This window comes from Ferruginibacter sp., from assembly GCF_028288465.1.
Classification (GTDB): Bacteria; Bacteroidota; Bacteroidia; order Chitinophagales; family Chitinophagaceae; genus Ferruginibacter.
In genome coordinates this window covers 75,734-98,428 of the sequence record NZ_JAQBNR010000021.1, presented here as the reverse complement: position 1 = coordinate 98,428, position 22,695 = coordinate 75,734, and the positions used below count along the sequence as shown (strand labels likewise).

Below are 22,695 nucleotides of genomic sequence, written 5' to 3'. Positions count from 1 at the left end.
AATTGAACATGTAGAAATAAAAGATAACAGACCATAAAAAAAGCCAGCGCAATTGCGCTGGCTTTTTTGTCGAAAATTTATTAACAGTAAAGCAGGTATTTTAAAAAGCACCCTGTTCGTTACGGGTGGTGTCCCACACCAGGGCACTTGCTCCAAGTATAGCTGCATCGGCTTCTTTTAATTCGCTGAACAACAGTTTAACTTTGTTTTGAAAAATAGGCAGCAGGTTTGCTTCCATATGTTTTCTTGTCGGGTTGATCAGCAACGGTCCCGCCTTGGTGAGACCGCCGAACAATACAATGGCTTCCGGTGAAGAGAACATGATAAAATTGGCCAGCGATTCTCCCAGTATTTGGCCTGTAAATTCAAAAATCCGGTTGGCAATTGCATCGCCCTGCATAGCACAGTCGTAAACTGTTTCACTGGTCAGTTCGTTAATAGTATAATTGCGTAAAAGACTGGCTACTTCCGGGTGTTCCGTCAGCATTTCAATAGCTGTTTCCCTAACCCCGGTTGCAGAAGCATATGCTTCCAGGCTTCCATGCGCACCGGTACTTTTATGCATTCTTCCTCCCGGGCGTATAATAGTATGTCCCAGTTCGCCTGCAAAGCCATCCCAGCCCACTACAATCTTTCCATCAATTACAATACCACTGCCTACGCCTGTGCCCAGCGTGATGGTGATAAAGTGCTTAATATTTTTGGTAACGCCATACATCATTTCGCCAACGGCAGCTGCATTGGCATCATTCGTAAGAATTGTTTTAAGACCAAATTTTTTGTTCATGAGGTCAGCAATTGGTATAATCCCTTTCCATCTTAAATTAGGCGCATACTCAATGGTACCTGTATACAGATTGCCGTTTGGAGCACCCATACCAATGCCTACAAACTGATCAATTCCTCCGGCTCTTTCAACCATCGGTAACAATTTCTCACATAAGTCGTCTATAAAATCTTCCACCACTTCATGTGCAATGCTGGAGATGCGATCCTGTTCTATTATTTCTCCATGGCGGTTAACAATGCCAAATTTTGTGGTGGTACCACCAACATCAATACCTATTGCGTACGGTTTGAGCATAATGAATTTAAAAATTAAAAATCAAAAAATAAAAGTGCGTTTCTGCTGTTTTTATTAATGTCCGCCTTCTGCATTCAGCGCATCGTAATCAATACCCTGCGATTTTAAAACGGCTTTCGCCCTAACAGCGTAGAATGCAAGATACGCAAAACATGCAACGCCAACAATGTAACTAAATTGAATTCCGGTTTTATCTGCCAACCAGCCCTGCAATGCGCTGATCAGGCCGCCGCCCATAATCATCATTATCAATAAGCTGCTTCCCTGCCCGGTGTTTTTGCCAAGCCCGGCAACTGCCAGCGTAAATATACAAGGCCATAACGTGCTGCAAAAAAGACCTACACTAATAAACGCGTAAGCACTTACCATACCTGTGGTGATCATTCCGATTATGAGGGCAACTATACCCAGGCATGCAAACAGCAACAACATTCTGGCAGGATTGCCTTTGCTTAAAATGTCTGCGCCAATCATCACGGCTATCACAAAGGCGTACACGAAGAATTGGGTTACATCATGCTGGGCGATTGTATTTACAATTAAAAAAACTCCAAAAGCAAGGTAGGGCATTAAAAAGTTGAGGATTTTTTTCATGCCCATACTTACATCAAAAGCACCTACAGCACCTGTCCAGCGACCGATCATCAAACTTGCCCAATACAGAGAAATATAAGGTGCAATTTTGTCTGTTGCAACACCCAAATGTTGTTCCATGTAGGCTGGAAGATTGCTGGCTGTTGAAACCTCTACACCTACATATACAAAAATGCCGATCATACCCATCCATAACTGTGGGTATTGAAAAGCAGAGGAACGGTGCACTAATTTATTTGCGCTTACAGCTTCTTCTTCCGCCACATGCTCCAAGTCTATTTTATTGGGAACAGAAGAAAATTTGATAAATAAAGCAACCAACAAAAATGCAAGCCCCACAATCAGGTAAGGGGTTTTTACACTTTCAATGCTGGCGGTAGTACCACCCGCAGCAACACTTCCAAAAATGGCGAAACTTACCAATAAGGGGCCGATTGTAGTACCAAAATTATTTACTCCGCCCGCCATGGTTAAACGTTGCGAGCCAGTTTTAGGATCTCCCATTATAATCGCCAACGGATTCGCCGCAATTTGCTGCAGGGAAAAGCCAAGACCTACGATAAATAAGCCGGTAAGCATTAATGTAAAAGAAGCTGTATTGGCAGCAGGATAAAATAATAGTGTCCCAATGGCCGAAATGATTAATCCAAGCGCAATACCATTTTTGTAGCCAATCTTATTCAACAGGTCACTTCCAATTACTTTTGACACGATATAATAAATAATAGAACCAACTGTGTATGCCACGTAAAATGCTACAGATACCAGCTGGCTTTGAAACTGCGATAAATTAAAGGCCTTTCTAAATACCGGTATTAAAATGTCATTGCTTGCTGCTACAAATCCCCAGAAAAAAAACACGGTAACCAGGGTTCCGAATTGTGACCATTTGGTTTTTTGGCTCATAAAATTTTATCGTTAAGTTTTATTAAGAATCTCGAAAGTTATCATTTTTTTTGTTTACCCGAAAAAAAATAAACACATTGTGACAGGATTAAAATGGATAACTGCAAAGCATTCAACAATAAGTTGTTTTGAGATGCTATGGACACATAACAATAAGCACCCGGTTAAGCTTTTTATTTTTTATCATTGATTGTTCAAAGAAAAAACATTCATAAATTGACTTGTTTTTAAGACAATGTTTAAACGTATGGAAATACTACATGTAAGCGCAGAATGCTACCCCGTAGCAAAAGCAGGCGGGTTGGGAGATGTGGTTGGTGCTTTGCCTAAATACCAAAACCAGCTTGGTCATATCGCTAAAGTGGTTATGCCCATGTACAGAACAAAGTTTTTGTACGAAAATGATTTTGATATTGCGCACAAAGGCTCTTTTGGAATGGGGCCTTACTGGTTTAATTATACCATCATAAAAGAAAGAACCAATAAACTTGGTTTTGATCTTTATCTCGTAGACATTAACGGTTTGCTCGATCGGGAAGCGGTGTATGGCTATTATGATGATGCGGAAAGATTTACCGCTTTTCAGATTGCAGTAGTCGACTGGGTTAGCAAATGGAATCATAAACCGGATACAGTACACGTGCATGATCATCATACAGGGCTCATTCCTTTTATGATGCAGTATTGTTACGCTTACCAGCACCTGGCAGCCATTCCCACTGTTCTCACAATTCACAATGCGCAATACCAGGGCTGGATGGGCTGGGATAAGGCAGTGTATCTGCCGGAATGGAATTCGTGGGAATGGGGCAAGCTCGACTGGAATAATAATATTAACCCATTGGCAAGCGCCGTTAAATGCGCTTTAAAAGTTACTACCGTAAGTCAGAGTTATCTGGAAGAAATGCGTACCAGTGCCAATGGACTGGAAAGTTTATTTGAATACGAAAAAGGCAAATGCACCGGCATATTAAATGGCATCGATGCTGCTGTTTGGGATCCTGCTGTAGATACTTATATTGACTATAACTTTAGTGTTGAAAATGTAGATGAAGGTAAGCTGGTCAGTAAACAACTATTATGTGAGCAGTTTAACCTGGACGCAGAAAAGCCGCTCTTTGTTTTTATTGGCAGGCTTGTACATGAGAAAGCTGCCGACTTATTGCCGCAGGTTATTAACGATGCCGTATATCATATGCAGGGCACGATGAATTTTTTGATACTGGGCAGCGGCGAGCCGGGCGTAGAATGGGAACTGGAAAACATGAAAACTTCGCTGGCCGGATATTACAATTCAAAGATTGGATACAACGAAAAGTTAAGTCACCTGATGTATGCTGGGGCCGATTTTTTACTGATGCCCAGCCGTGTGGAGCCCTGTGGGTTAAACCAGATGTATGCCATGCGGTATGGAACAATACCGATTGTTAGAAATACAGGCGGACTGCGGGATACAGTGATCGATTACGGAGAACCTGGCGGATACGGGATTGTGTTCAATGATGCCAAAGTGTGGGATATTACTTACTCCATTCACCGGGCAATGGAATTGTATGGTAAAACCAAGCGGCTGCATAAAATTCGAACGACTATTATGAAGATTGATAACAGCTGGGAAACGAGTGCAGCGAAGTATATTAATTTATACAGTAGTTTAGGGAAGTAATTTCCCGAATTTTAATATATTTAATAAAGGATTGCAATAAATTCAGTAAACAATTAACCCGCCATATATGGATAGCAAATCAGTTATTTCAATAGTTTTAGGAGGAGGAGCAGGATCAAGATTATACCCCCTTACAGCAAGCCGCAGTAAGCCGGCAGTGCCTATTGCAGGCAAGTATCGCCTGGTAGATATCCCCATTTCAAACTGTATCAATTCCAGCCTCAACCGCATATTGGTACTTACCCAGTTTAACTCTGCCTCGCTTAACAAGCACATCAAAAATACCTACCAGTTTAGTATGTTCAGCAAGGGATTTGTAGATATTCTTGCGGCAGAACAAACGCCGGATAACTCAGGCTGGTTCCAGGGTACAGCAGATGCTGTAAGACAATCATTGCGTCATATCAACGGGTATGATTTTGAATACGTGCTTATATTAAGTGGTGACCAGTTGTACCAGATGGATTTTGAAGAGATGATAGATCACCATGCTTCCAGTGGTGCAGATATTTCGATCGCTACCATTCCGGTGGGTGACAGGGAAGCCCCTGAGTTTGGTATATTAAAAGCAAATGACGAGAATGTGATAACCAGTTTCATCGAAAAACCCAAAGCCTCCTTATTGCCGGAATGGGTGAGTGATACCGGCGATGAGATGAAAAAACAGGGAAGAAATTACCTGGCTTCCATGGGTATTTATGTTTTCAACAGAAAATTATTGTTTGAGTTGCTGGAAGTGGAGAAAAAAGATGCCACCGATTTTGGAAAAGAAATCATTCCTACTTCAATAGAAAAATATAAAGTAATCAGTTATCAGTATGATGGATACTGGACTGATATCGGAAACATTTATTCTTTCTTTGAAGCCAACCTGGCATTAACGCTTGATCTGCCGCCGTTTAATTTATTCGATAACCAGAAGGTGGTGTACAGCCGTGCAAGAATGTTGCCACCGGCAAAAATCAGTGGTACTACTTTAGAGAAAACAATCATTGCGGAAGGTTCTATTATTAACGCCAGCCGCATTGAAAACAGTGTGATAGGTGTCAGAAGCCGGATCGGTCATGGTTCTACCATCGTGAGTTGTTATATTATGGGTAACGATTATTATGAAACGATTAAAGAAATTGACGCAAACCACGAAAAGGGTGTTCCGCAGTGTGGCATAGGTGACAGGTGTTATATTAAAAATACCATTGTTGACAAAAACTGCCGCATAGGTAATGATGTACGCATCAACGGTGGCAGCCACCTGCAGGATGCTGACCATGCTTTGTACACGGTAAAAGATGGAATTGTGGTCATTAAAAAAGGCGCCATCTTACCCGATGGTTATGTTATTTAAAAAATTAAGCATTACAACATCCTGCCACGGCAGGATGTTTTTTATTGTACTTTTACTAATGTGTATTTTTTACACAACTTTTATATTTTAAACGATTTGCTCATGTCTCCTGTCATCACCGTTAAAAAGCCAATTTTAAGCCTATCTCAGATTATCAATATGAGTGTAGGTTTTTTGGGAATACAGTTTGGCTTTGGGCTGCAAAACGCCAACGTTAGCCGTATTTTCCAATCGCTCGGTGCCAAGATAGATGACATTCCGATTCTTTGGATAGCTGCCCCTTTAACAGGGCTTATTATGCAGCCTGTTATTGGTCATCTGAGTGATAAAACCTGGTCGCCACGATGGGGCAGAAGACGGCCTTTCTTTTTAATTGGTGCAATCCTCGCTTCACTTGCCCTTATCTTTTTTCCGAATGTATATGCATTGTGGATGGCCGCAATCATGTTATGGCTACTGGATGCGTCGATCAATATTTCGATGGAGCCTTTTCGTGCTTTTGTAGGCGATATGCTGCCAGATGAACAACGCACTGCTGGCTTTGCCATGCAGAGTTTTTTTATTGGTATTGGAGCCGTTGTGTCGTCTGTATTACCTTATCTGCTTACAAAAATGGGTGTGGCAAATGAGGCGGCACCAGGCGTAATACCCAACTCAGTAAAAATTTCATTTTACATTGGTGCGGCTGTTTTCTTTTTATCTGTAGTTTATACGGTATTTACAACCAAGGAATATTCCCCTGCCGAATTAAAAAGTTTTGAATCGGCAGAACAACAGGAGGTTGATCATTCTATTATTACCACATCAGTAAAATCATTTTATAATAAAGGATTTATATGGCTGATAACAGGCGCCATTTTAAGTTTTTTACTTTATTACTATAATGTACAGCATGTGGAAATGCCGTTGGAAAAAGAACTCTATGTATTAACGTTTGGTATTGCAAGTTTCGGCTTAATACAACTGGCAGCTGGTTTTTCCTGGTCGAATAATAGTAAAAACGGACTGGTAGAAGTGGTAAATGATTTATACAAAATGCCCGACACCATGAAGCAGCTGGCGGTGGTACAGTTCTTCACCTGGTTTGCGTTATTCGCTATGTGGATATATGCCACACCAGGACTGGCTCAAAATATCGCCAACACTACAGACACTTCTTCAAAAGCTTATAACGAAATAGGAAACTGGGTGGGTGTTTTATTTGGTTTTTATAACGGCTTCTCCGCTTTTTTTGCTTTTTTGTTACCCGTACTGGCCAAGAAAACCAGCAGGCCAATGACACATTTAATCTGCCTGGTTGCCGGCGGCCTGGGGCTGATTTCATTTTTTATTTTTAAAGATAAATACCTGCTGATACTTAGTATGGCTGGCATCGGTCTTGCATGGTCAAGCATTCTATCCATGCCTTATTCCATGTTGACCGCAGCGTTGCCTTCCAATAAGATGGGTGTTTACATGGGCATTTTTAATTTCTTTATTGTAATACCTCAAATTCTTGCGGCAACATTGCTGGGATTTTTTACAAAGCATTTGTTTAACGGCAATGCCATTTATACGCTTGTATTGGGCGGCGCACTTATGATCGTTGCTGCTCTCTTAACCCTTAGAATAAAAATAAAATGACAACTATGAAAAAGTTTTTTGTGATGAGTGCTTTTGTGTGTTTCGCTTTTATGGCTACCGCACAGCAAAGTAGCTACAAATGTTACCCCACGAATTGGTGGACGGGTATGAAATGGAATAAAGTACAAATCATGATTCATGGCGATAGTATCGCTAATGCAAAGGGCGGTTTCAGCATTGTGTATCCCGGCATAAAGCTGGAAAAAATAAACAAGGTAGAAAATGCCAATTATGTTTTTTTAGATATCAGCATTGCTGCTATTGCGAAACCAGGAATTGTAAAAATTAAAGTAAACAGGGAGAGCAATCCAGTTACAATTGATTTTGAATTAAAGGCCAAACGACAGGGAAGGGGCGTGGACTTTGCGCAGGGAGTTACCTCGGCCGATTTTATGTACCTCATTTTGCCAGACCGTTTCAGCAATGGCGACCCATCAAATGATCGTGTTGCAGGGATGCGGGATCAGTCACTTAACAGGGATACGGTGTATAACCGCCATGGTGGTGATTTAAAGGGAATAACCAACCATCTTGAATATTTACAGCAACTAGGTGTGACCACGCTTTGGCTGAATCCGGTAATAGAAAATGATATGCCCGGCCGAACGGAACATGGCTATGCATTTACTGATCATTACAAAATTGATCCACGACTGGGTGGAGAAAAGGCCTACCAGCAACTGATAGATTCAGCGCACGAAAGGGGCATGAAAATTATACAGGATGCTGTATACAATCATGTAGGTTTATATCATTTTACAGTACAGGATTTGCCAATGAAAGAATGGCTGCATCAATGGTCGGAGTACACCAATACCAACTTTAAAGATCAAACCTTATTTGACCCCTACGCCGCATCCATAGAAAAAAAGAAGATGGCAGATGGCTGGTTTACACAACAAATGCCCGACCTGAATGAAAGCAACGCTTTTGTTGCCAACTTTTTAATTCAGCATGCCCTGTGGACCGTAGAAGAATTTGGCATAGACGGCTGGCGCATCGATACCTACGCTTACAACGATCTCGACTTTATGAACCGTTGCAATAAAGCCCTGATGGATGAATATCCGCATATAACTATGTTTGGCGAAACCTGGGTGCACGGTGTTCCGAACCAGAGCTACTTTGTACAAAACAATTACAATATTCCTTTTAAAAGTAACCTGCAGGCAGCTACAGATTTTCAGGCACTTTGGGGCATACAGGATGCTATGACCAAAGATTTCGGCTGGTCGGATGGTGTGAACAATTTGTACACCACGCTGGCGCAGGATTTTGTTTACAAAGATCCAATGCGCAATGTGATCTTTCTTGACAATCATGATATGTCGCGTTTTTATTCCGTGGTAGGAGAGAATATGGATAAATATAAAACAGCTTTGTCCTGGTTGTTTACCTGCAGGGGAATACCTGAAATATATTATGGTGATGAACTTGCTACAACTGGTGTTACATCGCCAAACGATGGTTATGTAAGGCTCGATTTTCCGGGTGGATTTCCGGGTGATGTGCTCAATAAATTTGAATTGAGTGGCAGAACCGTGCAGGACCATGAGATATGGAGACACGTGTTTGAACTGGCTAATTTCAGAAAAAAGTCTTCAGCCATCCGCTTTGGAAAAATGATGCAATTCTATCCGGAAGATGGCGTGTACACTTACTTCAGGTATGATGATAAACAAACCGTAATGGTGGTAATGAATACTGCTAAAACAGATAAAACAATTTCATTTACCAAATATGCAGAAAGAACAAATGGCTTTACGGTGGCGACGGATGTGCTTACAAAAGCAAAAACACCATTGAAAGATTTTACACTTGGTTCTTATAAAGCAGTTGTGTTAGAGTTAACAAAATAAATAGTAAAGAATAGAAAAGATAGGGATGGCAACAATAGCCATCCCTATCTTTTGCACCAATCTTTACAATCTTAATTTAAAAAATGCCTGACCAAAAATTATACAGTAAAGGTGTTATGCTGAGAAATAATTACAAAAAGAATGTTTAATGTTTTAAATAAACCGGCTAAATTGCCTTCTCTTCATAACGATAATTAAAAAGCCATCTATGTATAAAATTTTAGTAAGCAGTATACTCGTGTTCCTTTCAACCATTATTACTGCGCAAACCAATAATTACTTTTCCGTTCAAACTACCGTCCAAAATGGTGTAATAGAAGGCAACTACGATACAAAAACCGGCATGCAGTTTTACCTGGGTGTTCCTTTTGCGAAACCGCCGATTGGACAGCTAAGGTGGAAAGCTCCGCAGCCGCTGGAAAACTGGAAGGGTGTAAAACAAACAAAAAAATTTGGTCCAAGGGCCGTGCAGGGCATTGTGTTTGGAGATATGAAAAGCCGCTCGGAAGGACTGAGTGAAGACTGCCTTTACCTGAACGTATGGACAAATGCAAAGAACAATACCGCTAACCTGCCGGTGCTGGTATATTTTTTTGGAGGCGGTTTTGTAGCAGGTGATGGTGCTGAGCCACGCTACGATGGCGAAAGCATGGCGAAAAAAGGAATTGTTGTTGTTACGGTTAATTACCGGCTGAATATTTTTGGTTTTTTTGCTCACCCTGAATTGAGTGCGGAAGCGCCCTATAAAGCTTCCGGCAATTATGGATTGCTTGACCAGGCAGCTGCATTGAAATGGGTACAGCAAAACATAGGCGCTTTCGGAGGTAACCCTAAAAAAGTAACTATTGCAGGAGAATCTGCAGGATCAATTGCTGTAAGTTACCAGATGGCTTCGCCGCTTGCAAAGAATTTGTTTGCCGGTGCAATCGGTGAAAGTGGTGCCGGCATTAAGCCAACACTTTCGCCCGTTCCTTTAGCTGAAGCTGAAAAAGAAGGAGTGGCGTTTGCAAAAAAAGCAGGTTATACATCCGTGGCCCAGCTGCGTAAACTTAGTACCAAAGAAGTGTTTGAAATGTACCAGGAATCAAAACGATTTGGTTTTCCGGTGGTGATTGACGGTTACTTTTTAACGGCCACAGTGCCCGAAATTTTTGCCGCGAAAAAACAGGCCCTGGTACCTTTACTTGCCGGATGGAATTCGGCTGAAGTACCTGCCGGTGCGTTTATGTACGGTGCCCCTCCTTTTACTAAAGAAGTCTATATCTCCCGGCTAAAAAAGGAATATCCCAATGATTATGAAACCGTATTAAAATTATATCCGGGTGATTCTGAAAAGCAAATTGAACTTTCTGCCACTGCATTGGCTTCTGACAGATTTATAGCTTATAGTACGTGGAAGTGGTGCGACTTACAAATTGCCAACAGCAACCAGGCGGTGTATCGCTATATGTTCAGTAAAATTCATCCTCCGTTAACTGACGAGCAATCAACGCCGGGCCTTGCCGGAGGTACGGTAAAAAAAGACGCGAATGCTCCAAAGCAGCCAGCACCGGTAGGAGCATCGCACGCCAGTGAAATTGAATACTGCATGGGCAATCTGCCACTAATGACAGATTTTATTTTTAGTGAAAGCGATTTGGCGGCATCAGCAACCATGCAAAATTATTTTGCCAACTTTATCATTTCCGGTAATCCCAATGGAGAAAAATTGCCTGTATGGCAGGCAGCAAAACCCGGCGATAATACGCCTGATATAATGATAATTGATGCGGTGTCAAAGCCGGAAAAAGCCGTAAATGATGACAGGTATCGCTTTTTGGACAAGGCCTATGGCAACATAAAATAAGCGCATGAAACATTTTATAATCTTCTCACTACTGTTACTACCATCATTGATCCATGCTCAAAAAACAGATAAAAAATTACAGCATCAGGTAGAAAGTTTAGTAAAGGGATTTAATGGCGACATTGGCATTTACATACATAACCTGAAACACAATTCCATAGCCACCATCAATGCGGATACGGTTTTTCCAACTGCCAGTATTGTAAAGATTTCCATTCTTACAGGCATCATGGATAAGATCAGGAAGAATGAACTGGAATACCATCAGCAACTGGTGTATAGAGATTCATTGTTGTATGCAGGCGAAGATATTTTGGGATCGTTTAAAGAAGGCGAAAAGATTAAGCTAAGCAAAGTCATGATGCTGATGCTAACCACGAGTGATAACACCGCAAGTCTCTGGCTGCAATCACTGGCGGGCGGCGGTTCCAGAATCAATGAAATACTGGACAGTCTTGGGTTTAAAGCCACCAGGGTAAACAGCAGAACGTCCGGGAGGGAAGCAAACAGGAACCTGTATGGATGGGGACAAACCAGCCCCCGGGAAATGGAAAATTTTATGAACCGGATTGTTCAAAAAAATATTTTGGACACTGCAGCAAGCGACAAAATGCTGCGCCTGCTATCGAGACAATATTGGGATGAGCAGGCTATAAGCCAGGTGCCGCCGGGCATTTTTATTGCAGATAAAAATGGCGCAGTTGACGAAAGCCGCAGCGAAATCATGTATGTAAACAATGGTAAAAATCCTTATATCCTCAGCGTCTTTACAAAAAATAATAAAGATCAAAGCTGGCAGGATTCAAACGAGGCCTGGGTGCTTACACGCAAATTATCTGCCTTGCTGTGGAAATATTTTAATTGATGATCGCTTTGAATTTGTTTGTAAAAACTGGCAATCTCAGGGAAAGATCTTTGTCAATGACCATCATAGTTAAAGATCAGTTTTGACAGATCAGGTTCAATTTTCTTTTGGCGGTTTAGTTCAAGCTGGTATATCACTTCTCCCAGGTGTTTCATAAAGGGGAAGCCCGTATTTTCATAATCATACTTATCATCATTCAAAATACCATCGCTGTTGCAATACATGGTGGCTGATAAAAAGAATTCAATCTTTTTATCAAAATCAACAATATAAGCCACGTCGGTAAGCTGTCCGTATGCATCACCCACTTTATTAAAAATGCGGATGTTTTTTGGAATTGCTCCTGCTTCGGAACCAAATAGTAAAAACTTACAATAGGCTGGCCAATAAGTTACCGTGTCAGCGGCATATGGCGGATACTGACTTTCGGTAGGTAATTCACTCATGTACTTTAGCAAAAAAATCCTGTCATCAGCGGTAATATTAAATCTTTGAGAAGCCGGCACTTTCTCAGGGAATACAACACTTAATAAAATATTGTGCAGGTCTTGCAGGCTGACCCTGTTTTTATCAGAAAAATCCATAGGCATGTTAATCAAAGCACCGTCTTTCAAATAACCCAAACCCAACGAATCAGATCTTTTTACATAAAGGGATGAATCATATTGCGGAGGTTGACTAAAAATAATCCGGTTATCAGGCCCAAAAAAATTGACCGGATTTGTAGCCCGGTTTTGTTGCTGCGTTAACGGAATATCCAGCCGGTGTAAAATTTGTATATCCCTGTATCCTTTTTGGTGTAGCTGTTCGTTGATATATTTTCTGCCCAAAAATTCATATAACCTGTTGAAGGCGTCATTATCGCTTACAAGCAATATTTTTTTGATGTATTGGGCAATGCTTGGCTTGCCATCCGGCGTGGAAGGATCGTTATACACAGGCGTTTGTCCATCCCCTTTTGCCTCAGTAATCATCGTGCTGTTTTTGTCAATACCCTGTTGTTTCAGTTCATTCAGGCGTTGGAGCGCCAGCAGACAGACAGGCAATTTTACAGTAGAAGCGGGGTAGAAATAATTGGCCGGATTAACATTAAAATAATAATTTTTCAGGGCTGGAATGCCATTAGCGCCTTTATCAATGCGGGTGTATATGAACTGCACATTCCATTTTTTTGTATTCTTTAAAACAGTATCAAAATATTCCGGATATTGTTTTAACAGCTGCACCAGCACACTATCTGTTTTACTGCTATCTGTAAATGGCGCAAATACAGTGGATTTTAAAGAATCGGGATGCAGTAGACCGACAGGCTTTGGGACCTGTGCAGACAGGCGGCAGCAACACAGTAAAAACACAATAAAACCAGCTGACAACAGGTTGCGGATTTTTAAAAGCATATGGATAATTTCAGTGCAATTTGACGAAAAATCTAAAATAAACCACTAACATCCTTCAAACACTTTTTCCCCTATCTTTGCAAACTTCTAAAAAATTAACAAAGTAGCTACTAAAAGTAACCAATTATGAAATTGAAAGGCTTAGTCTGGTTTTTTGCGATTGCACTGATTTTAATTTCCATCTGGGAATTATCTTATACCGTAGTAGTACGCAATTATGAAGCGAAGATAAAAACGCAGGCGGAAAAACTGGTAAAATCTCAATACCCGGATTTAACAGGTGAGGACAAAAATGCATTGGTAAAAACAAGGATGAGACGCATCCTTGACAGCACCAAGGAAAAAAGTATTTATCCTATAGTTGGAACGAGTTACCAGAAATGCAAGGAGAATGAATTGAACCTTGGTTTGGATTTACAGGGTGGTATGAGTGTTACGATGGAAGTAAGCCTGGAAGGGTTGCTTAAATCAATCAGCAACAACCCTAAAGACCCTGCTTTGGTAAAAGCAATACAAACAGCCACGGCGCAAAAAGTTGCTGCTAATTCTGACTATATTACCCTGTTCGCAAAAGCCTTTGCACAGCAAAATCCGGGCACGCCGCTGGCCTCCAAATTTGCAGGCGCAGGCAAATCAATAAAAGTTACAGATAGCGATGACAAAGTGGCGTCGGATATCCGTACGATGGGTAAAAGCGCCATCAACGAAACTTACAAAATATTATTGAAGCGTATCGACAAATTTGGTGTTGCGCAGCCTAACATCAATTTGGATGAAAATAAAGGCATTATACAAGTAGAACTGGCTGGTGTAACAGATAAGGAAAGGGTAAGAAAATATTTACAAGCAAGTGCTAATCTTGAATTTTGGTCTGTGTACAGTTTGGAAGAAATCGGAAAGGGATATGAAAATGCAGCGGCATCTTTAGCGTCTTTTTTAAGTGGAACTTCCGACACGAGCGGCATTGCTGATTCTGCAAAAAAGGCTAAATATGCAGGTGCTTTGTACCAGGTAATGTCCCCATTGGATTATACACAACAAAAAATTCCTGCTAACAGGCAGTTTAGTTTTGTAACCCGTCCACAGGATACAGCCATGTTAAACTATTATCTTTCGCTGGATGTTGTAAGAAATAATTTCCCGACTGATTCAAAAATTTTATTGGGCAACGAAGAAGTAGGCGAAAAAGGTGCTAAATACATGTATGTGTATGTGGTAAAAACTTTGCCTGGTGGCGAAAAAGCGCCGATGGACGGAGAAAGCGTAGAAAAAGCTTTCCAGGGGTATGATGAAAAGGGGGCGCCGTCTATCAAGATGAATATGACCAGTACAGGTGCAAAGAAGTGGTTCGATCTTACTAAGAACAACGTCAATCGCCCTGTAGCAATTGCATTGGATGACATTGTGTATACCGCTCCAAATGTAGTTGGCCCTATTGAAGGTGGACAAACTGAAATATCAGGTAAATTCACAACAGAAGAAGCATTGGATCTTGCCAACATACTGGAATCAGGAAGGGCGAATGCACCCGCTAAAATTGTGGCAGAGCAAATTGTGGGCCCCACATTGGGAGAAGCGTCAGTTAACGGTGGTATGATGGCTTTCGGTATCAGCTTCCTGGTAATATTCAGCTTAATGATTGTGTACTACAATACAGGTGGCTGGGTGGCTAATATTTCATTGATATTAAACCTGCTGTTTACAATTGGCGTATTGAGTGCAATGGGCTTTACTTTAACAGCTGCCGGTATTGCCGGTTTGGTGTTAACGGTAGGTCTTGCTGTAGATACCAATGTAATTATTTTTGAAAGAATTAAAGAGGAACTTACAAAAGGGAAATCCTACCCGCAGGCAGTCAACGACGGCTACAGGCGTTCACTGGCACCTGTAATTGATGCGCACGTTACTACTTTTTTAACCGCAGCTATCTTATTTATATTCGGCCTGGGACCGGTATTAGGTTTTGCAACCACGCAAATGCTGGGTATCGTACTCTCTTTGTTCTGCGGAATTTTAGTGTCAAGATTAATCACTGATTTCTGGACTAACAAGAACCGTCACTTCAATTATTTTACCGGCATTTCTAAAAGAATTTTTAAGCATGCCAGCTTTAAATTTATTGAATACAGAAAGGTAGCATACGGTATTTCAATTGTTGTTCTTTTATTGGGTGTAGGTTCTTACTTTAATGGATTTCATGAAGGCGTTGAATTTAAAGGGGGCCGTAGTTACACTGTGGCATTTCCGCAGGCTGTGAAAAATGACGCTGTTAGAGACGATCTGAAAACTGCTTTTGAAGGAGATTTTCCGGTAATTAAAACGGTAGGAGACAGCAAACATTTGAATATTACTACGTCTTATAAAAAGGGAGTAGATAACGCGGATAGTCTTGTACAGACCAAGTTATACCAGGGCTTGCAGAAAGTGTTGCCAGGCATTTCTTATGCTGATTTTGCAAAAAACAATATCCTGAGTTCACAAACTGTTCAGCCAACAATTTCTGAAGAGTTGAAAAAAGGAGCGATTAAGGCAACTATTTTTGCCATGCTGATTATCTTCCTGTATATATTCGTTCGTTTCCGTGACTGGAGATACTCTGTAGGAACAATCGTGGCTCTTTTGCATGACGTATTTGTTACGCTGGCTGTTTTTTCTTTTCTTAAAAACATAGTGCCATTCCCGCTTGAAATTGATCAGCATTTTATTGCTGCCGTATTAACGGTAATTGGTTTTAGTATGAATGATACCGTAATTGTATTTGACCGTATCAGGGAATACAGTGGCATTGCCAAAAAGGGAGAGTCAAAGGGTTCAATCATTAACCGTGCAATCAATGATACACTAAGCCGTACAATCATGACTTCACTGACGGTGTTCCTTACCATTTTGATTTTATTCATCTTTGGTGGCGAAGTAACAAGAGGTTTTGCATTTGCCATGCTGATAGGTGTTATCACAGGTACGTATTCTTCTATTTTTGTTGCTGCACCAATATTGGTAGATTTAAAAGCAGACAAGGCATTGGCTGAACCTGTTGTTGTTACCTCTGAAAAAGCAGTGGTTACTAAGAAAGCCTAATAATGTAGATTTTACAATAATCCAATCCCGTTCCTGCTATGCACGAACGGGATTATTTTTAATAAAAGCTGCGTTTCCCAATAACTATCCCCGATCCACAAAAAATGTTTCGTAGCTAAATTTATTTAAATCCTTGAGGTCGATCTATTAGAAAAGCCATTCGGAACTTAATAAGTCTTACCCGGTAACAATTTTAGTTTCAAACCCATCAGGTCAACGGGTTTACAAAAATACGCTGACAAATGAGCGTCATTAATAACATTCCATTTGACGAGCAAACTGACAATGGAATGGATATGGTTAACTGAATTGTAAATGGCAACGAAACAACGCAAAAAATAATAGTAAACAAATAAATTAAACACGCTGATTTAAAAAGAAAGACACATCTTAACCAGATGTGTCTTTCTTTTTTCAAGCCAATATTTCTTATAATTTACAACCCCATTCCTCCATCCTGTTTGGTACGTAGACCAGATAAAGAGGGGTCCATTTTAATAGCCGCATCACACATGTTTTGGCCTTTTTCTTTTGACCCTTTTTTGATAAAACATAAACCTGCCTGGTACAAGGCCTTGCCATCCTTATCATCCAGCGTGATTAGTTGCTGACAATAATCGAGTGATTTGTCATACATTTTTTGTTTGTACGATGCTTCCGCAATATCGCGGAGGATATCCTTGTTACCCGGCTTCTTTGCTAAAATATCCAGTAACATTTTTTCACCTTTTTCAAATTCACCGCTGAAGATGTAAGCGTACCCCAGATTTTCATTGAAGTCGTTATTAACCGGATAGCCACTTTCAACAGCTTTCAAAAAATACGTTTTGGCGTGCGCAAAATCGTTGAGGTTATAAAACAGTAAACCCAGTTCATTCATCCAGTGATATTTTGTTGCATCCAGTTCTACTGCCTTTGTATAAAACGGAACAGCTTTTTGATATTCTTCCATATCAAGGTAGCTGCGGCCGATTGTATAAGTCGCTTCAGCATCCGAAGGGTTTTTTGCTATCACATTTGTCAATCCTTTAATGGCAGTAGCATAGTCTTCCTGTTTGTAGCTGGCCATTGCAATGATCTTTTCCGAATTGGGGCAGTCAGTACATTTTTTAGCCAACTCAACTGCTTTACTATATTGGTGATAACTGAAATAAAGATCTGTCAGTTCTTTGATGGCCGCTTTATTGGATGGTTCCAACTCATACAATTTTGAGAAATTGCGAATGGCTGCATCCTGTTTATTCATCGACAGGCTGGCATAACCGTTTGCCTGGTAAGCAGCAGCATAATTTGGATCGAACTTAATGGCTTTATCAAAATAGTTTGCTGCAACTAAAAAATGTTTGGCCTCATTTTCAACCAGGCCTTTCTGATAAAATAATTTTGCACTGTCAGCTGTTTGTGCAAATGAAGCTTGGGCAATAGCCACAACTGTAACTAGAAGTGTATACTGTTTCATTAGGGTGGATTTAACAAAAATTGTTCCGGTTACCGGAAAACTAATCCTGATAACGCCGGGAGATGGATATTTATTTCATACAAGTCCGTGTCTTTATCTAATAGTTTGGTTTTTACGGCCGGGTTGTATACATCCCCTGTTCCCCAGAATGCAGTTTGATCGCTGTTAAAAATTTCTTCCCATGCAGCTTTACCGCTTACTTTTATTTTCCAGTCCCTGCGAACCACAGGTGTCATATTCAATACTACCAGGACGTCCTCTTCTAGTTGCTTTCCCTTTCTCTTAAAAACAATAACCCCTTCCTGCCGGTGGTTCAAATCAATCCATTCAAATCCGTGTATATCAAACTGTAGTTCATGCAGGGCCGGTTGGTCGCAATACAGGTGGTTCAATGCTTTCACGCAATCCTGCATTTTTTTATGCGAATCGTATTGAAGCAATTCCCAGCTGAGTTCTGTTTTATAATTCCACTCCGTTGTTTGCGCAAATTCATTACCCATAAATAATAATTTGGCACCGGGGTGGGTGTACATGTAAGTGTACATCAATCGCAGGTTGGCAAATTTTTGCCATTCGTCGCCGGGCATTTTGTAAACCATCGGGCTTTTGCCATGTACAATTTCATCATGACTGAGAGGAAGCATAAAATTTTCATCATAAAAGTACATCATGCTGAATGTAAACTTGTCCTGGTGAAACTGGCGAAAGTAAGGATCCATTTTAAAATAATCCAGTGTGTCGTGCATCCAGCCCATCATCCATTTCATTCCGAAACCAAGACCATCCGTAAATGTAGGCCGGCTTACTTTTGGCCAGTCCGTTGCTTCCTCGGCAATCATCTGCACATCCGGGAAATCGCGGTAAATGGTTTCGTTCAGTTCTTTGATAAAAGCGATGGCTTCAATGTTCCCGTTGCCGCCAAATTCGTTGGGTTCCCATTCGCCCTCTTTCCTGGAATAATCCAATTGCAAAATAGAACTTACAGCGTCCACACGTATGCCGTCGATATGAAACTTGTCGAACCAAAACCGGGCGCTGCTGATGAGGAATGATTTTACTTCGCCGCGTTTATAATTGAAAATATAACTGTTCCAGTCGGGGTGAAATCCTTTACGCATATCTGCGTATTCGTAGGTGTGTGTGCCATCAAACATAAAGAGGCCATGTGCATCATACGGAAAATGGGAGGGCACCCAGTCTAATATAATGCCTACGCCCGCTTTGTGAAAAGCATCCACCATGGCCATAAAATCTTCAGGTTCACCAAACCGGGACGTTGGTGCAAAGAAACCTGTACCCTGGTAACCCCAGCTTCCATCAAACGGATGTTCCATCACGGGCATAAACTCTACATGTGTAAAGCCCATCTCACTTACATAGGGAACCAGGCGATCTGTAATTTGCTGATAGGTATTGTAACTTTCCTCATCAAATTTATCGGGGCGCATCCAACTGGCCAGGTGCACTTCATATACACTCCAGGCTGCGTCAAGGGCATTGTTTTTTTTTCTGTTGCTCATCCAGTCCTTGTCAGCCCAGTTATACTGCATGTTCCAGCTTACGGACGCTGTTTCGGGCCGCATTTCCCAATAGTTGGCGTATGGATCTCCTTTGTCAATCGCGGCGCCTTTATAACCTTTAATATGGTATTTATAAGCTTCCCCTTTTTTTAGATTGGGGATGAACCCTTCCCAGATACCACTGCTGTCGAACCGTACAAACAAAATATGTTTTCCTTTTTCCCAGTCATTAAAATGGCCTACCACGGAAACCTCAGTAGCGTTGGGCGCCCATACGGCAAAATAAAACCCTTTGGTATTTAATACCTCTATCTCGTGGTTACCAAATAATTCATAGCCATTGTATAAATTACCCTGCTGGTAATTGTTGATGTCAGTGTCAGAAAACAAAGAATAATTCCAGACAAGTTTGGTACTGTCAACAAAATGTTCTTCTTCGTATTTTTTTTTATGGAAAGATGGTTCGTGTTGCATCATTGATTTTTTTTACCACCTGTGCATCCTCTGCACCACTGATGGAATAAGTTTTATATTATAAAAAATAACTTTAAGATTTGCTTAACGTAAATTTAAGCATACCCTTACAGAATGTGAATATATTTAAACTGTTTTAATAACCCCTTTTTTTTTACCATTACTAATACCTTCATGATGCATCCCTTCCGCCCCGTTTTATTAATTATTTTTTTGTGCCTTTCATGTTTTATTGCCAACGCCCAGAACATTACCGGATCTGTTACTGACACAACAGATAAAAAGCAGGTCAGTAATGTGGTAATAGCCATTTTAAAACCTGTAGATTCAACCCTTATCAAGTTTACCCGAACCGACAAAGAGGGAAAGTTTGCGCTAAAAAATCTTCCCGAAGGAAAGTATATTTTGATGATGACGCATCCTGCCTATGCAGACTTGCTGGACGATATAACCCTTACAGATAAAGGACTTGAGCTGAATAACCTGGCCATCCTGCCCAAAATTAAACTGATGCAGGACCTTATTATTAAAAGCGGTGGTTCAATGCGGATACATGGTGATACCACCATTTTTACGGCAGACAGTTTTAAGGTGAGCGCCAATGCCAACGTGGAAGAGTTGTTGAAAAAGTTACCAGGCATACAGGTAGATAAAGATGGTAAAATAAAAGCTATGGGCGAAACGGTAGAAAAGGTATTGGTAGATGGGGAAGAATTTTTTGGAGATGATCCGGGAATGGCAGTTAAAAATCTAAGGGCGGATGCGGTAAAAGAAGTGCAGGTATTTGACAAGAAAAGCGACCAGGCGGAGTTTACAGGCATTGATGATGGTAAAACAAAAAAAACAATCAACCTTAAATTAAAGGATGACCGCAAGAAGGGATATTTCGGTAAGATCGATTTGTCAGGAGGATTGAACAAAGATTTTGGTGACCGGTACAACAATAATATCCTGCTTAGTTCCTTTAAGGGCAAACGAAAAATTTCGGGATATTTCTTAAGCGGCAATACAGGGCAGGATGGTTTGAACTGGCAGGACAATGATAAGTTTGGCGGGGACAACGATAATTTTTCAGTTAGTGCCGATGAAGACGGAGGCATAAATTTTAACTGGCAGGGAAGCTCCGACGATGAGCCTTATGTGGACACCCAAAACGGATTTTTTAAAAATAATAATGTCGGTCTCCAGTATAGCAATAAATGGCATGACGATAAGCAAGGGCTTTCCTTTTCACCAAAATACAATTACCAGGATTACATTAATACAAAAAAGACTTTTACACAAACTCAGCTGGCCGATTCTTTTTTTAATGTAAATGGTACTGAAAATATGCACGTTAAAAAGGAAACATTTAAACTAAAAGGAGTCTATGATTTTAAAATTGACTCTGCAAATTCGCTGAAACTTACAGCAAAATTAAATGCCTATAATACAGAAAGTGAATCGTACGCTACCTCAATTAATACCAACCAGTTCGGTAAAACAAACAACACCAGCCAGCGTGATTTGACCACAAATTCCGATAAACTTGCATTTAACGGAACGTTGCTTTTTAAACATAAATTTCAGAAGTTGCGCAGAACGTTTTCGTTAACCGCAGACTGGAATACATTGAATACAAATGGCACCAATTTCTTAAAATCGGATAATGAAATTTACTCAGGGGGAGTCGTATCCTTCAGCCAAAAGTTTGACCAGCAGAAAGACTTTGACCGAAGCACCGATCAGTTTTTAGCAAAAGCGGTTTATACCGAACCGCTTGGTAAAAAGTATGCTTTGGAACTGGATTATGAAACAAGTATTGGTACAGGAAAAAATAACCAAACAACTCATTCCTATTCTCCATTGTCTGGTAAATACGACGATGAAGTGGATTCTTTAACCAATTTATTCGATCAGCGCATCACAGTTAATAAACCTGGATTTAAGATTAATTACAACTATAAAAAATTAAAATTTAATATTGGCTCAGGTGTAGGATTTACCAGGTTTGATTTGAAAGATAAAACATTCAACAAAGACTATGCACGCAGCTATACTAACTTTTTCCCCAACGCAAATCTTACATACGCTTATAAATCTGGTCATAACCTGCGATTTTATTATAATGGAAATACGACGCAGCCGCGGATTGATCAGTTGCAACTATTGAGAAATAATAACGACTATTTTAACCAGGTTTTGGGAAACCCTTTGCTAAAACCGTCATTCAGCAATAACTTCAATATTTCTCATCAAAGCTTTGATTTTATTAAAGATTTTTTTCTCTATCAGAATCTTAATTTTACTCAAACAAGCAATGCCATTACAGATAGCCGTGTAATTGATGCATCAACCGGTAAAACCACGAGTACGCCTGTAAATACCAATGGCAATTTTAATTTTAACTTGTATGCCGGTGCCGGTTTTAAAATGAAAAAACTCAATATACGGGTAGATGTTGGTCCAAATGCAGGGTATAACCACAGTACGGAAATTATTAACGGATTAAATAATGTTACCAAGAATTTGAATGCAGGTGTAAGGCTTTATTTAAACAAAGCAAAGGACAAGGCTTACGATGTTACTGTCAGCAACGAATTTAATTATAACAGTAATAATACTCAACAGTACAATAGCAAAATAAATTACTACACAAATGAAACCGGTCTGTACGCTACGTACTATTTAAAAAAGGTTTGGTCGTTGCAAAGTGATTTTAATTATTTTGTAAGGCAAAAAACACCGCAGTTTCAAAATAATTTAAGCAACCAACTTTGGAATGCTAAACTACAACGCACTTTTAAAAAGGATGAATATACACTCTACTTCAGTATCAGGGATATTCTGAATCAAAACACGGGCATTCAAAGAAATTTTTACAGCAATACTTTATCTGAAGTTAGACAGGACAGGCTAAAAAGATACTGGATGCTGGGCTTTACCTGGAATTTTAAAAATAAGGCGGCAGCACCCACTCCAACCAAATAATCAACTTTA

At 40.4% G+C, this 22,695-nt stretch carries 13 protein-coding genes; 8 read left to right on the top strand and 5 right to left on the bottom strand.

Features of this window, described 5'->3' with window-relative positions; translation table 11 throughout:
* Window positions 1-100: 100 nt before the first annotated feature.
* Complete coding sequence (locus JWR61_RS09575) at window positions 101-1,084, bottom strand: ROK family protein (RefSeq protein ID WP_301927603.1); 984 nt, start codon at window positions 1,082-1,084, stop codon at window positions 101-103.
* 54 nt (window positions 1,085-1,138) lie between these two features.
* Window positions 1,139-2,584 carry an MFS transporter gene (locus JWR61_RS09570; protein ID WP_301927602.1) on the bottom strand — a complete coding sequence of 482 codons (1,446 nt, stop codon included), beginning with the start codon at window positions 2,582-2,584 and terminating at the stop codon, window positions 1,139-1,141.
* A 247-nt stretch (window positions 2,585-2,831) separates the two neighbouring features.
* On the opposite strand from JWR61_RS09570, the gene JWR61_RS09565 reads away from it, so the two are divergent.
* The 6 genes from JWR61_RS09565 (at window position 2,832) to JWR61_RS09540 (ending at window position 11,788) form a co-directional block, all read left to right on the top strand.
* Complete coding sequence (locus JWR61_RS09565) at window positions 2,832-4,250, top strand: glycogen synthase (protein ID WP_301927601.1); 1,419 nt, start codon at window positions 2,832-2,834, stop codon at window positions 4,248-4,250.
* 67 nt (window positions 4,251-4,317) lie between these two features.
* Window positions 4,318-5,595 (top strand): glucose-1-phosphate adenylyltransferase, encoded by a 1,278-nt coding sequence (locus JWR61_RS09560; protein ID WP_290337582.1) that lies wholly within the window; start codon window positions 4,318-4,320, stop codon window positions 5,593-5,595.
* A 102-nt stretch (window positions 5,596-5,697) separates the two neighbouring features.
* A complete protein-coding gene (locus tag JWR61_RS09555) occupies window positions 5,698-7,218 on the top strand; it encodes an MFS transporter (protein WP_301927600.1) in 1,521 nt (506 codons plus the stop codon).
* Window positions 7,219-7,223: 5 nt separating this feature from the next.
* Window positions 7,224-9,077 carry an alpha-amylase family glycosyl hydrolase gene (locus tag JWR61_RS09550; protein WP_301927599.1) on the top strand — a complete coding sequence of 618 codons (1,854 nt, stop codon included), beginning with the start codon at window positions 7,224-7,226 and terminating at the stop codon, window positions 9,075-9,077.
* Window positions 9,078-9,285: 208 nt separating this feature from the next.
* Window positions 9,286-10,923, top strand: a complete 1,638-nt coding sequence (locus JWR61_RS09545; protein ID WP_301927598.1) for a carboxylesterase/lipase family protein — start codon at window positions 9,286-9,288, stop codon at window positions 10,921-10,923.
* Between the two features lie 4 nt (window positions 10,924-10,927).
* On the top strand, window positions 10,928-11,788 hold the full coding sequence (locus JWR61_RS09540) for a serine hydrolase (RefSeq protein ID WP_301927597.1): 861 nt from the start codon (window positions 10,928-10,930) through the stop codon (window positions 11,786-11,788).
* Window positions 11,789-11,841: 53 nt separating this feature from the next.
* Here JWR61_RS09540 and JWR61_RS09535 read toward each other — a convergent pair whose 3' ends face one another.
* Window positions 11,842-13,185, bottom strand: a complete 1,344-nt coding sequence (locus tag JWR61_RS09535) for a serine hydrolase (protein WP_301927596.1) — start codon at window positions 13,183-13,185, stop codon at window positions 11,842-11,844.
* 126 nt (window positions 13,186-13,311) lie between these two features.
* On the opposite strand from JWR61_RS09535, the gene secDF reads away from it, so the two are divergent.
* Window positions 13,312-16,263, top strand: a complete 2,952-nt coding sequence (gene secDF, locus JWR61_RS09530; RefSeq protein WP_301927595.1) for a protein translocase subunit SecDF — start codon at window positions 13,312-13,314, stop codon at window positions 16,261-16,263.
* Window positions 16,264-16,699: 436 nt separating this feature from the next.
* On the opposite strand, the gene JWR61_RS09525 is transcribed toward secDF, so the two are convergent.
* Both JWR61_RS09525 and glgB read right to left on the bottom strand, forming a co-directional pair.
* Window positions 16,700-17,722 carry a lipopolysaccharide assembly protein LapB gene (locus JWR61_RS09525; protein WP_290337575.1) on the bottom strand — a complete coding sequence of 341 codons (1,023 nt, stop codon included), beginning with the start codon at window positions 17,720-17,722 and terminating at the stop codon, window positions 16,700-16,702.
* Between the two features lie 29 nt (window positions 17,723-17,751).
* A complete protein-coding gene (gene glgB / locus JWR61_RS09520) occupies window positions 17,752-19,719 on the bottom strand; it encodes a 1,4-alpha-glucan branching protein GlgB (protein WP_301927594.1) in 1,968 nt (655 codons plus the stop codon).
* Window positions 19,720-19,890: 171 nt separating this feature from the next.
* Here glgB and JWR61_RS09515 point away from each other — a divergent pair, with 171 nt between their 5' ends.
* Entirely contained in the window at window positions 19,891-22,686 is a 2,796-nt protein-coding gene (locus JWR61_RS09515) for an outer membrane beta-barrel protein (RefSeq protein ID WP_301927593.1), read from the top strand.
* The last annotated feature ends 9 nt before the right edge of the window (window positions 22,687-22,695 follow it).

What these genes read in the sequence shown, in the direction of transcription:
- JWR61_RS09575 (WP_301927603.1), bottom strand. Translation starts at nt 1,084, where the DNA reads ATGCTCAAACCGTACGCAATAGGTATTGATGTTGGTGGTACCACCACA.
- JWR61_RS09570 (WP_301927602.1), bottom strand. Translation starts at nt 2,584, where the DNA reads ATGAGCCAAAAAACCAAATGGTCACAATTCGGAACCCTGGTTACCGTG.
- JWR61_RS09565 (WP_301927601.1), top strand. Translation starts at nt 2,832, where the DNA reads ATGGAAATACTACATGTAAGCGCAGAATGCTACCCCGTAGCAAAAGCA.
- JWR61_RS09560 (WP_290337582.1), top strand. Translation starts at nt 4,318, where the DNA reads ATGGATAGCAAATCAGTTATTTCAATAGTTTTAGGAGGAGGAGCAGGA.
- JWR61_RS09555 (WP_301927600.1), top strand. Translation starts at nt 5,698, where the DNA reads ATGTCTCCTGTCATCACCGTTAAAAAGCCAATTTTAAGCCTATCTCAG.
- JWR61_RS09550 (WP_301927599.1), top strand. Translation starts at nt 7,224, where the DNA reads ATGAAAAAGTTTTTTGTGATGAGTGCTTTTGTGTGTTTCGCTTTTATG.
- JWR61_RS09545 (WP_301927598.1), top strand. Translation starts at nt 9,286, where the DNA reads ATGTATAAAATTTTAGTAAGCAGTATACTCGTGTTCCTTTCAACCATT.
- JWR61_RS09540 (WP_301927597.1), top strand. Translation starts at nt 10,928, where the DNA reads ATGAAACATTTTATAATCTTCTCACTACTGTTACTACCATCATTGATC.
- JWR61_RS09535 (WP_301927596.1), bottom strand. Translation starts at nt 13,185, where the DNA reads ATGCTTTTAAAAATCCGCAACCTGTTGTCAGCTGGTTTTATTGTGTTT.
- secDF (WP_301927595.1), top strand. Translation starts at nt 13,312, where the DNA reads ATGAAATTGAAAGGCTTAGTCTGGTTTTTTGCGATTGCACTGATTTTA.
- JWR61_RS09525 (WP_290337575.1), bottom strand. Translation starts at nt 17,722, where the DNA reads ATGAAACAGTATACACTTCTAGTTACAGTTGTGGCTATTGCCCAAGCT.
- glgB (WP_301927594.1), bottom strand. Translation starts at nt 19,719, where the DNA reads ATGATGCAACACGAACCATCTTTCCATAAAAAAAAATACGAAGAAGAA.
- JWR61_RS09515 (WP_301927593.1), top strand. Translation starts at nt 19,891, where the DNA reads ATGATGCATCCCTTCCGCCCCGTTTTATTAATTATTTTTTTGTGCCTT.